Raw genomic sequence first — 13765 nt, 5'->3', positions numbered from 1 at the left:
CCTAAATATTATATGTGAGGCGATAACTATGGTAACGACATTTTACGATGATTTGGTAGCGAAGATCGCAACACGATCGTGGCCAAGCTCTCTTAAAAAAGTTCTCCAGCAACGGTTGGAAGAAAATATAAGTTTTCGGGAAAGTGATCCGCTTAGATATGGCAGAAACTTACATTTGCTAAATGAATTTATCAGTGAAAACAAAAAAGTTCCTGATTTAACTTTTAATGTGATCGGAGACCCTCACACCAATGGCAATAATGAAGAGTTGCCTGAAAATAGTAGATTTATCATGGCCCTTAAAGATATTCCGTTTTTAAATCCAATATCGGCGGCACTATTGGTTCCCGGAGATTTCACTTCGCGCGGAACTGAAATGGAATATGCTGCCTTTTTTAACTTTCTAGTTGCGAATAATACGGTCAACCCAATCGCTGCTTTAGGAAATCATGATGTTCGCTGGCAAAAAGACCCGCTCGTCTATCAGCATAATTATTTTAAATATAATGGTGATCATATGGGGACAGCATTAGAAAAACGACAGCTCTATTGGGATACCTGGGTCAGTGATTATCATTTCATTGTTTTGAATACGGAACGAGATATGAAGGATAATGCGTATTTGTCGACAGCTCAGTTGACGTGGTTACAAAAAAAGCTGGCTGAAAAGAATGATGATCAAAAACCTGTTTTTGTGTTGATCCATCAGGCATTTAAGGGAACATCGGACCATATCGTTCTTGACCGTATTTATGATCCCGGTCAGTATCCTTTGGATGATCCTGATCGGATTGTTGATCATGAGGAAAAGCTTCGAAATATTCTTTATGACTATCCCAATACGGTGATTTTTACCGGCCATGTTCATAACGGAAGAGATCTATTAAAGGTTTATGCAATGGATTTTGGCCATATTATTGATTTACCCTCTTACATTAGAGCCGACTATGGGGATAAAGGTTGTTGTGATGCTTATCAAGTTGATGTTTATGGGTCAGAGATCAGACTGCGCTTGAGGAATTTCCTTGAGAATTACTGGGTAACCGAAAAAGAGGTTACTTTTAGGATTGATTCATTTAGAGCAGATCCGAAAGAGTTTTAAGCACTTTCTTGACCAGAGTTAGAATATAAAACGGTTAAAGATGAATTAGACGGATCAGTAATCATATGTGGATAATGATAATAAAAGAAGCAAAAAGACGAAGTCCGAGGAAATCGAACTTCGTCTTTTTTGGTGAAAATAAATTTAAATCAATGCCATCATGACAAAGTTGAGGATGAATAATCCGGAACAGATCCAGAGGATCGGATGGATTTCTTTGGCCTTGCCGGTAACGGCCTTGATCAAGCAGTAGGTGATGAAGCCCGCGGCGATCCCGTAGGAGATGTTGTAGACCAGTCCCATGAAGATCGAGGCCATGAAGGCGGGAATCGCTTCGGTCAGATCATCCCAATCGATGTTCTTGAAGGCGCCCATCATCATGACCCCAACGGCGATCAAGGCTGGTGCAATGGCTTCCGTGGGAACAATGGCGATGAAGGGTGCGAACAGACTACTGAGTAAGAACAAGATGGCGGTGACCACACTGGTCAACCCGGTCCGACCACCAGCGCCAATTCCGGCCGCGGATTCGACGTAAGTGGTGGTGTTACTGGTCCCGCAGATGGCCCCAATCGAAGTGGCAATCGAATCGGCGAAGAGTGCCTTGTCCATTTTAGAAGAGAAACCAGAACCGTTTTCCATGGCTTTTTCATCTTCGGCGGAGAAGATGCCGGTGCGGCGACCAGTTCCAATAAACGTGCCCAACGTATCAAAAGTATCGGAGAAACTGAACGCGATGATCGTCATGATCACCAATGGTAAGCGGTCTGCGCTGGCGAAAAGGGAACCCAACCCTTTCGCACCTAACGCGGCGCCAAAAGTGGTGCCTAATTCATGGATCGAATTGCCCAAGGAGTTCATCGCGTCAACATGGACATTGGTCACGCCCATGGGGATCCCAATGATCGTCGCGATCAAAATACTGATCAGAACAGCGCCGGGAACTTTCTTGACGAGGAGCACGATGATCACTGCCAAGCCGACCAAAGCCAGCAACGCGCCGGACTGGGTGAAGTTGACCAACGCAGGGACGATGCCGCCGCCAGTCACCACGTTGGTCACGCCGCCTTTGTAAGCGGATTGTGTGGCGTTGTAAGCTTGGTTGTTGATACTGAGAATATTGCCAGAATCAGAAGTGAATTGCAGGAAGCCTGCGTTCTTGATCCCAATATAAGCGATGAAGACGCCGATCCCGCCGCCCATGGCGTGTTGCAAAGATTCGGGGATTGCCTTGATGATCATTTTCCGAATTTTGGTGACCGTGATCAAAATATTGATCAGTCCACAGATGAAAACCAACCCCAATGCTTCTTGCCACGTGAACCCAAGCGCGAAGCAAACTGTGTAGGTGAAGAACGCATTTAATCCCATCCCTGGTGCCAGTGCGTAAGGCACGTTGGCGAACAGACCCATGATCAAAGTTCCGACCGCGCTGGCGATGATCGTCGCGAGGAAGACCGCCTGACTTGGCATTCCCGTTAACGATAAAATAGCCGGATTGACGAAAAGAATGTAGGACATGGCGAAGAAGGTGGTGACCCCTGCCATCACTTCGGTACTGACCTTGGTATGGTTTTCCCGAAGTTTAAAGAAGTTCTCCATGAATATTGTTCCCCTTTTCAATGTGATGATTTTATAATAGCGGAAAACGATCAATAAATCAACGTAAAAACCAAACTATTTAATAATTAATAAAATAATAGTTCGTGTTTTGTCTGATAATCGATAAATGAGGTCATGATCTGCACTGATTTATCGCAAAATCACTAACGGCTGTCATTGGGGTCTCTGGAGAACTAAAAGCTGATCGCCCGAAGCTTGCTTGGGTTAGTGCACCAATAATAGCAGCGCAAATAATTTCAAGTCGTCCTCATTTACCTAAGATGACCATTAAAGTTGTTCCAAGTTCCGGCTGTTGCCTTGGCCTATCTCATAAAGGCAGACAAGAAAGGATTCTTACCTTCTAGGCTGGTTTTGCAAAGGAGCAAAGAAAAAAGCCTGCCACTAAAGATGACAGACTTTCGGAGTTTGCTTGATTAGATCAGGAACCATCAATGTTGACGAATAAGTCCCTTGTCTTCTTGTAAACTCTTAACGAAATCTTGATAGGAAACGTGCAAATACTTACCATAACGCTCGTAGAATGGACATGCTGATTCTTTTGAGGACAGACAGCTTAGTAGATGGACGCCCTGTTGATCGCGATAAACGGCGCCATAAAAACTAGCGTACTCATCATCGTCACCAGTGTCATCGGGCGCATACAAGTAAATCTTAGTGCCTGGTGCCAGAAAATTACTTTCACCATTGTTCTTAAGTGGGTGACTACGACTGACCAGTTGTTTGACTTCGCCGATCTCTTGCCGAATAAACTGTTCATTAGCCACTTCATCGTCTTCCGCTTTCAAAAAAGTTAGATCTTTCAGATAAACCGACTGGTCTTGCTCCCCGTGAATGAGATTCGGCACAATTAAAAAACTGAGCAATACCACCAATACTATCCCAAGTAATCCAAGCTTTGCCCGTTGTTTCATTCTGACCCACTCCTTGTCATGTTAGGGTGATTTCCTGACCGTGGAAAATCAAATCCATAGTTCCATCGTCTGTTAGGTAGAAGTACTAGTTATTTGCCCAGGTTGCTGATTTTTTGGTTGCTCTAAATGGTTACCCTCGACATTGTTCATTATAGCGCAAGACTGTTTTTTGTCAACGCTTGCAATCAACGGTGATGGCGGCGCGACACGTTGATGCGAGATAAATATAAAAGCTGACCACCGTCAAATAAATCAACGATGGTCAGCTTTTTCTAGAAATTTGGACCTAAAATTTTTGGTATTGGAAATTATGATCGATTAGTCGATGAAGCGGAATTTGCTCCAAGGCTTAATGAAGTCCAGCAGGATCAATTCTTCAGGTGAGATACTGCCGATCTTGTTCTTGCGGGGTTCTTTGTGCGGTTCGAGCACGATTTGGAGTTCGTTCTTGTAAATACCAAAGTCATCATTACCGACAAGGATATCACCGCGTTGGAATTCTTCGGTGTTATCATGAGGCTTGTTCGGAACTTCTTTGTAAGTGACCCGCGGCATGGTCGAACGGATCACCAAGCTGTTCATATCGCCACGACGGAAATGCTGTGGTTTCAGCGCTACGGTTTTTTCAATATCATTGACCGCGTCCACAAAATCAATGTGGAATTGAACTTGATAGCGATCGATCCGCGCCAAGGCCGCTAATTCGGCCTCAGAAGCGTAAGCATTCCCAATGATCACATCGTCGATGCCACCACTGGCGAATAAATGCTTCGCTTGCACTTCGATCGGCAAACGGCGATCCATTTCCAAAGTAGGCAAGCCGTCATTGACATTCCAAGGACCTTGATCGCCAACTTGGCTAGCAACAAAAGCGGCAGTATGAATGCCAAATTTGCGGAAGCGTTCGGTACATGCCATGAAGAAATCATAAGGCAAGCCAGTACCGACTTGCGGATAGAAATTATGGCAACCATAAAGGAATGGGGTGTTGGCTTGGTAGCTAATAATGTTGTTGAGGTAATCAACATTATTACTCATATTCAATTCAACGATCAAGCCATAAGGATTATAAGACAGCATCGCTTCAGTCGCGCCGTTGAACCCTTCGTCAAGACGGATCCCAGCCACGTGTAAGTCGCTAAAGAATTTCAAATCGTCATAGCTGATCCCCAGTTGTTCAAAAATCCGCGGCGCTACATCAAGGACCGTCGCGTAACCCAACTCATTACCAACATCGATGATCTTTTGAAATTTGTTTTTAGTTTCTTCAACAGACCCTTTGACTTCCAGCATGCTCATGAAGATCCGGCTGAAACCATATTTGTGTCCCAGTTCTAAATAGGCTTTGTCAGCCTCAAAAGTACTGTGATCAGGATAAATCGATAAGCCTAATTGTCGCATTGTCATAATCAATGATCTCCTTTTCTGAAACGTGTTCGCTGCCCTAGCTTCTTACGCTTAGCTACGCAACTGTTCCGGAAGCAAGGTACGTTTCCAAAGCCTTTGCTAGGCTAATGCTCTGAAGCTGACCAGGTCGGCTCGCACTCTGTTTTTGATTTTTGCCAGCGGTGGTCATTTGATCCGACCGCAGAGAAAGCTTATTTACAAAAAACATTATACACCAGAATCAGTTGAGAAACCGCTGTAATACTTGAATCAGCGGCATTTTACCGGCACTTTTCTTGCGAAATAGACAACTGGTTTAGGTTCATATTAGTTAAGCGAAGACAAGTCGGTTGCCAAAAAGATCAGTGGCTAAATGTATTGGTATATACCGATTTTTATTTGAAAAAATATTTTATTTCTTTTGCCACCGCGACCAAAAAATAGCGCCACGGGCATTGTTAGTATCAACGACGATCGGCTCAAGCTGTGGATAGCTTGTGTGTAGGTGACTAAGAAATGTTTTGCGGTAGAATCCATTATAAACCAGGACCGATCCGGACAAAGCGATCTTGGCCGGGAGCGGTGCGCTAAAACGATGTAATAGTTGCGTAGTCTCAGCTGCCAGTGCGGCCGCTTGTGTCACCAAAACCTGTTGCGCCGTGGCACTTCCTTGGTCAGCGACGGCAGCGACGACTTTAGCGAGGCCGGCGATTTCGGGCCGGTCTAATGTGTAGATCTTGTGTGCTGCTTGGCGTGGATCAGTGGCGTTCAAGGCAGTTAAAAGGGGAGTGGTCAAATCATTGCTTTGTTGATCATCAAAACTTTTAAGCATGGCCTTCAGCGCACTGATCGCGATTTGATAGGCGCTCCCAGTATCGCCAAGTAAGTTGCCCCAACCGCCATACCGGAACAGCTGCTGATTTTGGCGGCCATAGATAACCGAGCCGGTCCCTGCGATCACCAAGGTGCCGTCGTGTCCTTCTAAACCATTGAGAAGAGCCAATTGTGCATCGCTGATAACATAGGTGGGTATTTTGAAGCTCTGCGTAAAGTCTGCTGCCAATTGCGCGCTATTGCCAACCGTTTCTACTCCTGCGATACCCAAGAGGATCATTTGACAATCATGATCAGCCAGCTCGTGAAGGAGTCCTTTGATCACCGTTTTTAAATTTGTGATCGTTTGTTGCGGCGCTAATAAAATATTGCCGACGCCACTTTCTTTTTGCGCTAAAATCGTGCCAGTCGTACTAGTCAACGCCTGTCCTACAATGTGAGTACCGCCGCTATCAACACCAATTAAATATTGCAAGAAGATCCACACCCTTTCTATTTTGAATAAGGGACTTAAAAAACGTGCTTTAACTTATATTATAGATTTTTGGAATTTTTTTTCAACAAATAATTGAAAAAACTGGTTTTTTGTTTTATCATCAAAGCTAGATAAGTATTCAGTAAAGGAAGATGGATAGTGGCGCTAATCAATTTATGTCGCAATTCAACGATTCTTGAGAGTCAAACTAATGTTCAAATCGTGCTCCCAGATAGCCTGATCGGCCAAGATGATTTGAAAGTGATCTGGCTGTTACATGGATTAGGTGATAATGGCACTGGCTGGCAACGGAAAACAACGATCGAGCAATTTGCGCTGGCTGCCCATTGTGCGGTCGTGATGCCAGCCATGGGTCGAAGCTTTTATCAGAATATGGTTTGGGGCCAACGCTATTGGGACTATTTAACAAAAGAATTGATTCCTGAAATGCGGGAACTTTTACCGTTAAGCTCTAAATTCGAAGATAATTATTTGGTCGGAAACTCTATGGGAGGTTATGGGGCCCTGAAGCTGGCTTTTTGTCACCCCACCACTTTTTCGGCTGTGGCTGTACTCTCGGCTGTGGCTGATCTAAAGGTCGTTCCTAGTATAATGGCCGATCATGAAGCGGTTTTTGGCGCTAAGGACGAACGGCTTGAACAAGAGCAACTGACGGTTTGGGCCCAGCGAGCGGATCCCAAGGCATTAGCAAGGATCCGCTGGTGGCAAGCGATCGGCCAGTCCGACTTCATGTATCAGGATAACCAGAAGCTTCATACTTTTTTAACCACGCAACTTGATTTAAAGGTGACTTACCATGTTTCACCAGGAGAACATGATTGGGATTACTGGAACCAACAACTGCCATTAGTCTTTAATTGGCTGTTTGCTGATCAGAAAGGGAAAATAAATAATGAAACGAATAACAGAGGAACGCAACGCATTGACGATGCACATTGATACGCTGTCAACTAAAGATGTATTGACATTGATCAATGGACAAGATCAACAAGTACCAAAGGTGATCAGTCAGCCTGAGATCATCGCCGCGATCACACAGGTGGTTGATGCGATCGTGGCCTGCTTTAAGCAGGGGGGGCGGCTTTTCTACATTGGCGCCGGTACAAGCGGTCGTCTTGGCGTGCTTGACGCAGCTGAGTGTGTCCCCACTTTCGGGACCAGTCCTGAGATGGTCCAAGGCCTGATCGCAGGTGGTCAAGTGGCCATGACTGAAGCCGTGGAAGGCGCCGAGGACTCTGAGGCAGGTGGTCAAGCTGATCTAAAGGCGAAACAGCTGGCGGCCAATGATTTTGTGTTGGGCTTAGCAGCCAGTGGGACCACACCTTATGTGATCGGGGGTCTGGATTATGCGCGTGAAGTTGGAGCAGGGACTGGTGCGTTGAGCTGTAATCAACATGCATTGATCAGTCAACATGCCGAATTTGCGATCGAGGCGCCAGTTGGCCCTGAAGTCGTCACCGGTTCGACCAGAATGAAATCAGGGACCGCAGAGAAACTGATTTTAAATATGATCTCAACCACGGCAATGATCAAATTAGGTAAAGTTTATGGAAATCTAATGGTTGATGTTAAGCCGACAAACAAGAAATTAGTTGATCGGGCCCAGCGTATTATTCAAGACGCTACTGGCGTTGATCGTGCAACGGCGGTGGACTTCTATCAGAAATCTCAGAGCCAGCCAAAAATCGCGATCGTTATGATCAATGGCAATTGTAGTTTAACCGAAGCGGAACAAGCGCTGGCTGCCACTGATGGTTTTATTGCCGCAGCGCTTGAATATCTACGGCAACATTGATTCTTGAGATCCTTATTGTACGTTAACGATTATCGCCTGATGGGATAATCGTTTTTTTAAATGTGCTGCGCACTATGATTTTGAAATGTGCTACGCACAACTGCTTTCTGCGCCGATACGCCATTTGTCACAGATTGTCTGCCGTCAATCTGCAACAAATGGCTAGTCGTGCTCAAAAGCACCCGTTGTGCTGCGCAACATGATTTTGAAATGTGCTGCGCATAACTGACTTCTGCGCTTAACTACATAATGATTCCGGAAGCAAGGTTCGCTTCCATAATCATTATTAGGTTAATGCTCAAAGTCAACCCGTTGTGCTGCGCACTATGATTTTGAAATGTGCTCGCCGACCTAGCTTCTTCCGCTTAACTACGCTAGGCTTCCGGAAGCAAAATCAACTTCCAAAAGTCTAGCTAGGGTAATGCTCAGAAGCTGAGCAGGTCGGGTCACACTCTTTTTTAATGGCTAGTGAAATAAAATTTCATTTATTCGGAAAATCTATGGATAAACATGCTAGAATCTAAATAGACGTTTTATTTAAAAAGGAGTGTTGCGCTTTGTCAGTTAAAGGACGGATCCTAAATTCTCAGGCGGAGCTTTCAGAAGCAGAGTCAAAAATCGCACAATATATTTTGGAGCATCCGCAAAAGGTCATTAAGATGACAGTGACTCAGCTGGCCCAAGCCGCTGATTCAAGTCCCGCAACGGTGATCCGGTTGACCAAGCGTTTAGATATCGGTAGTTTTACGACATTGAAGATCCTATTGTCCTCTGATTTAACTAAAAATCAGGCCGATCCTCAAAATCAAGCCGATATTACTAAAGACGAGACCCTGAATTCGATCAAAGGTAAATTATTAACGAGTGCCTTACAGTCGATCCGCGAAACGACTGATCAGATCAACGAAGCGGAAGTAGCCAATTTGATTCGTTCCCTCAATCACAGTCAACGCTTATTTGTTTATGGGATCGGCGCTTCCTATTTAGTCGTAGAGAATATTTGTCAAAAGTGGAACCGAATCGGCTTTGCGACAGTGGCCGATAATGATCTGAATGCGCTTTTGCCGAAAATAGCGAATGCGGGTAAGCGGGATATGCTGTGGATCATCTCTAATTCCGGAGAATCACCAGAAATTTTAATGGCGGCACATGTTGCCAAAGAGGCTGGAGTCAAATTGGCCTCGCTGACACGCTTTGGCCAAAATAGTTTGGCGAAATTGTCTGATATTGCCGTGCATACCTCGCAACCAAAAGAAAGTTCTAATCGAATTGCTGCGACCAACTCATTATTGGCACAGTTTATGTTGGTTGATATAATTTTCTATTATTATGTTAGCAAAACCTTTGATAAAAGTGCTAAATCACTAAATTCATCTCACAAAATCGTCGAAGAATACAAGAAAACCTTAACTGGTAAATAGAATGGTCTAGGTCATCTGTGAAAAATAATATTATTTCACCTGTCTTTTAGTGTTTTCTGTTGAAATTTAATTTCATCATGTTATAATACCGTTGAAGGCGTATTCACGCTTCACATTATTTGCACTAATTTCATATTTTATCTTTATAGGAGGAGTGATTTCATGCAGAAGTTCATGAAATGGGTCGAAGATAAAGTTGTCCCACCAATGGCGAAAATCGGGACACAACGCCACCTTTTAGCAATTCGTAATGGTGTTGTTTCGACATTATCTTTGATTTTAGTCGGGACCTTCTTTATGGTCTTCATCAACTTACCGGTCGAGTCGTGGAAAAATGCGTTGGCGCCTTATTCGGCGACGATCATTTTGCCATTCCGGCTCACGATGGGGTTGATGGCGATTTATGCGACATTTGTCATGGGGCAAGATTTGGCCCAGTCGTATAAATTGGATGGCGTTACAGGGGGTATTTTATCACTGGGTGCGTTCTTCATGCTGCAGGTCCCTGTTAGCGTATTGACACCTAAGAAAGCACCTTTAGGTTTCGTTTTACCAATGGGCTCATTGGGCGCTTCTGGTATGTTCTCAGCGATTATTGCAATGATTTTTGCAGTTGAGACGTATCGCTGGTTTAACAAGCACAATATTACGATCAAGATGCCGGAGCAGGTTCCTCCAGCAGTCGCTCGTAGTTTTGAGGCCTTGATCCCTGGTGCGGTCATTATCACGGTTGTTTGGTTGGTTCGTGATATTGCGAATGTCGATGTTAACTCATTATTGCTGGAACTCTTCAAACCATTGACCAATATTTTAGGGAATAACTTGATCGGTGCTTTATTGCCAATGTTCTTTATCCATTTACTGTGGTCATTTGGTATCCATGGTATGAGTATCGTTGGTTCAGCAGTTCGTCCGCTGTGGCTGATCATGCTGGATGACAATGCCAAAGCATTGGCTGCTGGGACTGCCGCAACTAAATTACCTTACATCGCTCCAGAACAGTTCTACCAATGGACTGTTACGATCGGTGGTGCCGGGGCAACGGTTGTTGTAGCCTTTCTCTTCTTGTTTGTCTGCAAGTCGAAGTTCTTAAAAGAAGTTGGTCGTTTCTCGATCATTCCGGGTATTTTTAATATCAACGAACCAATGATCTTTGGTGCGCCAATGATGTTGAATCCGTACATGTTTATTCCATTCAACTTGGTACCACTTGTTTTGACAACGATCAGTTACTTCACAGTCAAGGCCGGCTTAGTTAACGGCTTTACTACGATCCCTGCTTGGACATTACCAGCACCGATCGGTGGTTATTTATCAGCCGGGAACGATTGGCGGATGATTATCTTGATCATTGTCAACTTAGCTGTTGCCACGATTATCTACTATCCATTCGTTAAGGCGTATGATAAGAAGATGGTCGCTGAAGAACAAGCGAAGCCAGCGGATGATGCAAAAGCAACACCTGCTAACGCTTGATCATTTTAAAATAATTTTTCTATTAGATTCGCGAGGTGCGTCATGCTGTATTGGTTGATCGTTTTAATTATATTTTTGGCGTTGATGGTCGTTTCTAACTATTTGTTGAAATGGTTACGTCAACATAAAATCAAGATTTTTCGCTGGATCTGGGCTTTTGCCTCATTCCTGGTCGTGATCATCCCCAAAGTGATCTTTCCTCATATGAATAGCTTTTGGTCCGCGGTCATCTATATTTTATGTGGGGTCTTTGCCTTAAACTTTATGATCGAACAGCACCGCTGGATGGTCGAATCTAAAATTTAACCTTCAAGATAATAGCTGACCCTATTAATTGATTACCCAGATGATTTAATTTTACGCGCCATGGTGATAGCTATTCACTATGGTGCGTTTTGCTATATTTTTAGAGGATCGTAGTAATGAACAGCCCAATCCGTTTTCTGCTTAAGAAAAAACGAATTGGGCTGTTTCTAAATTTTATTTGATTCAAAATGCGATTAGTTTAAGACGTTGGCACCTAGTCCATCACCCACAGGCAATTCGGTCACTTCGGACTTGTTCAACAGATCATCGGTCAAGCGCGCCTCGTAGAGTTGCAGGGAGTCGTAAGGCTGGAAGTAGAGCGTTCGGGTGGTCAGGTCAACCAGGGAACGATATTGCGTGTAATCGACGCTGCCGTCATCCTTGATTTTCACGCCGCGAGGAATCGTGACATTATCTAGGATCCGGAAGAGGTTGACCACATTCTTCTCGGTAGTATCGGCGGCTTCGATGTTGCTGAGTAGATAGCTGGCGCGAACGAAGCGCTCAGGCGAGGTGTAACCGCCAGGCAGCCCAAAAGTGCCGGATCCAGGACCGAAAGCGTTCAGCTTGTAGCCGTTGATTTCGCGATTAGGGGCGCTATGGGGATTCAGCGGTAAGTAATTGCGGAGGTTCGTCAGGTGCCAATTGAAATCAGGACTGTTGGCCATGACTTTAATAGGATCATCAATGATCTGCAAGCTTTGGCCCTTAGTTTCGATTACTACGGTAGCGCCGCTCAAGTCACTGAGAATAAAGTGCAGTGGCGAGGTCACTTTCAAAAGTGCGCTGGGCGCGTCCACTAGGCTGATTTGATCGATCGATGCACGGACATCAGCGATGCTCGCCATTTTACCTAAAACCCACATGATGAATTCATGGGGCGCTAATTGGCCGGCTTTTCCCGACACGGGCTGGGCGTATTCAGCTTCACCAGCGAAGTAGAGTTCGGCCATTGCCAGCCCCTTCTCGTTGACGCCGTCAGCGACTAAATAATCGCCAAGTTTACGACCGATACCAATAAAACCGTAATCGAAATGGAAATGTTCGCCTAATTGGGAAGTCCATTCATAATTCCGCGGGGTGACCACTGGCCGACCTTTCAATTCGGGGCCGAAATCCATGGTCCGACCCAAGAAAATATGTTGATTCTCTGCGATATAACTAATACTTGTACACATGCCAATTCCTCCTCGACCAACACGTCTGACCGTGACACTTTGTCATTATTGATCTTGCTTTTATTCTAGCACGATTTGATCTAAGCGACTATTGATTACAATTCGGATAAGTGTTTTATTTGTTGTCGATAGATGTAATTACTGATATAATTACATTGAAGAGGTGATAAGGATGACTGTCAAAGCGCGTATTCAGGGGAACTCTATGATGATTACGATACCGGCCAGTTTTAAGGTCTCCGAGAATACTGAGTATGAAGCTGTGCTGGACGAGAATGGGATTATTTCGTTTGTTCCAGCACACAAGAATATCTATCAGGACCACCCTGATTATGATTTTAGGAAAGCAATTTCAGAACTTGATCTTGGTGATAATGCTGGATTAGTGGGTAAAGAGAATGTCTGGTGAATTGATTTTTCCGAAGCAGGGTGATTTGATTTGGATTGATGCAGAGCCGCATGCTGGGCATGAATATGGTGGTCATCATCCCCAAAATAATAACATTCGTCGACCGATGCTAGTCGTTAGCTCAACAGTTTATAATAAACGCACAGGAATGGTGGTTGGCTTTCCGATAACCTCTAAGATTCCTAGAGGGTTCCCAGCCGCATTAAGTATCAAAGGTGTTAAAATCAATGGTTTTGCGATTACCAGTAATATGTTGGGGTATGATTATACTGCTCGTAATGGTGAGGTGGTCGATCACGTCAGCAAGGTGTTACGGCTCAAAGCCTTGTCAGCGGTCAAGGACATTTTCGATTTTTACTGAGGATCATGACGGACTAGCTATCTGATCAATAGCGCAAAAAAAGCTGAAAGTGGCGCTGAGCCGCTTTTCAGCTTTTTTTGAAATATGTTCGCCATCCCAGCTCCTTCCGCTTAGCTACGCCAGGCAGCTGTCAAACAATGATCCACTCGGGGATGATACAGCAAGGTCAAGCAATGAAGTTGATTCACCAAGAACCAACCTTAGCAGCTCAGCTAAGCCTTCCCAGGGTCACCAATATCGAGTTGCGGACCACTAACCACGGCCGTCAATAACGTGGCGTCGAATCAATTGGACCCAGCTTGCTAGTCGGCGTGAGGGCTTCAATGAATAAAATACCATGAGCGGCTGGAGCGGAGAGAACCGGGGTGAGATCGCCGTGAAATTAAATGACAGCGTGGAACACAACGGGTTGCTTTTGAGCACGACTAGCAATTTCACTGGATTGATGCAATCAATCCAGTGAAATT

13 protein-coding genes are annotated in these 13765 nt (G+C 44.7%); 8 read left to right on the top strand and 5 right to left on the bottom strand.

Features of this window, described 5'->3' with window-relative positions:
- Positions 1-28: 28 nt before the first annotated feature.
- Positions 29-1102, top strand: a complete 1074-nt coding sequence (locus tag OCU21_RS02885; RefSeq protein WP_261806007.1) for a metallophosphoesterase family protein — start codon at positions 29-31, stop codon at positions 1100-1102.
- 144 nt (positions 1103-1246) lie between these two features.
- Here OCU21_RS02885 and OCU21_RS02880 read toward each other — a convergent pair whose 3' ends face one another.
- The 4 genes from OCU21_RS02880 to OCU21_RS02865 all read right to left on the bottom strand — a co-directional run bounded on the left by OCU21_RS02880 (position 1247) and on the right by OCU21_RS02865 (position 6331).
- Positions 1247-2704 (bottom strand): NCS2 family permease, encoded by a 1458-nt coding sequence (locus OCU21_RS02880; RefSeq protein ID WP_125597546.1) that lies wholly within the window; start codon positions 2702-2704, stop codon positions 1247-1249.
- Between the two features lie 449 nt (positions 2705-3153).
- Positions 3154-3636 carry a hypothetical protein gene (locus tag OCU21_RS02875; protein ID WP_261806006.1) on the bottom strand — a complete coding sequence of 161 codons (483 nt, stop codon included), beginning with the start codon at positions 3634-3636 and terminating at the stop codon, positions 3154-3156.
- Between the two features lie 318 nt (positions 3637-3954).
- A complete protein-coding gene (locus OCU21_RS02870; RefSeq protein ID WP_261806005.1) occupies positions 3955-5043 on the bottom strand; it encodes a DUF871 domain-containing protein in 1089 nt (362 codons plus the stop codon).
- A 391-nt stretch (positions 5044-5434) separates the two neighbouring features.
- A complete protein-coding gene (locus tag OCU21_RS02865; protein WP_261806004.1) occupies positions 5435-6331 on the bottom strand; it encodes a BadF/BadG/BcrA/BcrD ATPase family protein in 897 nt (298 codons plus the stop codon).
- 159 nt (positions 6332-6490) lie between these two features.
- Between OCU21_RS02865 and OCU21_RS02860 the strand changes: the two genes are divergently transcribed.
- The 5 genes from OCU21_RS02860 to OCU21_RS02840 all read left to right on the top strand — a co-directional run bounded on the left by OCU21_RS02860 (position 6491) and on the right by OCU21_RS02840 (position 11350).
- Positions 6491-7291, top strand: coding sequence for an alpha/beta hydrolase (locus tag OCU21_RS02860; RefSeq protein ID WP_261806003.1), 801 nt, complete (start codon positions 6491-6493; stop codon positions 7289-7291).
- Complete coding sequence (gene murQ / locus OCU21_RS02855) at positions 7245-8147, top strand: N-acetylmuramic acid 6-phosphate etherase (RefSeq protein WP_261806002.1); 903 nt, start codon at positions 7245-7247, stop codon at positions 8145-8147. Before OCU21_RS02860 ends, murQ begins: the two co-directional genes overlap by 47 nt.
- 557 nt (positions 8148-8704) lie before the next feature.
- Positions 8705-9568, top strand: coding sequence for a MurR/RpiR family transcriptional regulator (locus tag OCU21_RS02850; protein WP_261806001.1), 864 nt, complete (start codon positions 8705-8707; stop codon positions 9566-9568).
- Positions 9569-9730: 162 nt separating this feature from the next.
- Positions 9731-11044, top strand: coding sequence for a PTS sugar transporter subunit IIC (locus tag OCU21_RS02845; protein WP_261806000.1), 1314 nt, complete (start codon positions 9731-9733; stop codon positions 11042-11044).
- Positions 11045-11086: 42 nt separating this feature from the next.
- A complete protein-coding gene (locus OCU21_RS02840; RefSeq protein ID WP_261805999.1) occupies positions 11087-11350 on the top strand; it encodes a diacylglycerol kinase in 264 nt (87 codons plus the stop codon).
- A gap of 194 nt (positions 11351-11544) precedes the next feature.
- Here OCU21_RS02840 and OCU21_RS02835 read toward each other — a convergent pair whose 3' ends face one another.
- A complete protein-coding gene (locus OCU21_RS02835) occupies positions 11545-12528 on the bottom strand; it encodes a choloylglycine hydrolase family protein (RefSeq protein ID WP_261805998.1) in 984 nt (327 codons plus the stop codon).
- A 172-nt stretch (positions 12529-12700) separates the two neighbouring features.
- Between OCU21_RS02835 and mazE the strand changes: the two genes are divergently transcribed.
- Complete coding sequence (gene mazE / locus OCU21_RS02830) at positions 12701-12937, top strand: type II toxin-antitoxin system PemI/MazE family antitoxin (protein WP_125597579.1); 237 nt, start codon at positions 12701-12703, stop codon at positions 12935-12937.
- Positions 12927-13298: a type II toxin-antitoxin system PemK/MazF family toxin gene (locus tag OCU21_RS02825; RefSeq protein ID WP_261805996.1), complete on the top strand. Its 372-nt coding sequence runs from the start codon at positions 12927-12929 to the stop codon at positions 13296-13298. Before mazE ends, OCU21_RS02825 begins: the two co-directional genes overlap by 11 nt.
- The last annotated feature ends 467 nt before the right edge of the window (positions 13299-13765 follow it).

It is taken from the genome of Lapidilactobacillus luobeiensis, from assembly GCF_024345205.1.
GTDB lineage: Bacteria > Bacillota > Bacilli > Lactobacillales > Lactobacillaceae > Lapidilactobacillus > Lapidilactobacillus luobeiensis.
This window is presented reverse-complemented; position numbering and strand designations above follow the sequence as displayed.

Coding starts and splice junctions, on each gene's coding strand:
- OCU21_RS02885 (WP_261806007.1), top strand. CDS start 29: ATGGTAACGACATTTTACGATGATTTGGTAGCGAAGATCGCAACACGA.
- OCU21_RS02880 (WP_125597546.1), bottom strand. CDS start 2,704: ATGGAGAACTTCTTTAAACTTCGGGAAAACCATACCAAGGTCAGTACC.
- OCU21_RS02875 (WP_261806006.1), bottom strand. CDS start 3,636: ATGAAACAACGGGCAAAGCTTGGATTACTTGGGATAGTATTGGTGGTA.
- OCU21_RS02870 (WP_261806005.1), bottom strand. CDS start 5,043: ATGACAATGCGACAATTAGGCTTATCGATTTATCCTGATCACAGTACT.
- murQ (WP_261806002.1), top strand. CDS start 7,245: ATGAAACGAATAACAGAGGAACGCAACGCATTGACGATGCACATTGAT.
- OCU21_RS02845 (WP_261806000.1), top strand. CDS start 9,731: ATGCAGAAGTTCATGAAATGGGTCGAAGATAAAGTTGTCCCACCAATG.
- OCU21_RS02840 (WP_261805999.1), top strand. CDS start 11,087: ATGCTGTATTGGTTGATCGTTTTAATTATATTTTTGGCGTTGATGGTC.
- OCU21_RS02835 (WP_261805998.1), bottom strand. CDS start 12,528: ATGTGTACAAGTATTAGTTATATCGCAGAGAATCAACATATTTTCTTG.
- mazE (WP_125597579.1), top strand. CDS start 12,701: ATGACTGTCAAAGCGCGTATTCAGGGGAACTCTATGATGATTACGATA.
- OCU21_RS02825 (WP_261805996.1), top strand. CDS start 12,927: ATGTCTGGTGAATTGATTTTTCCGAAGCAGGGTGATTTGATTTGGATT.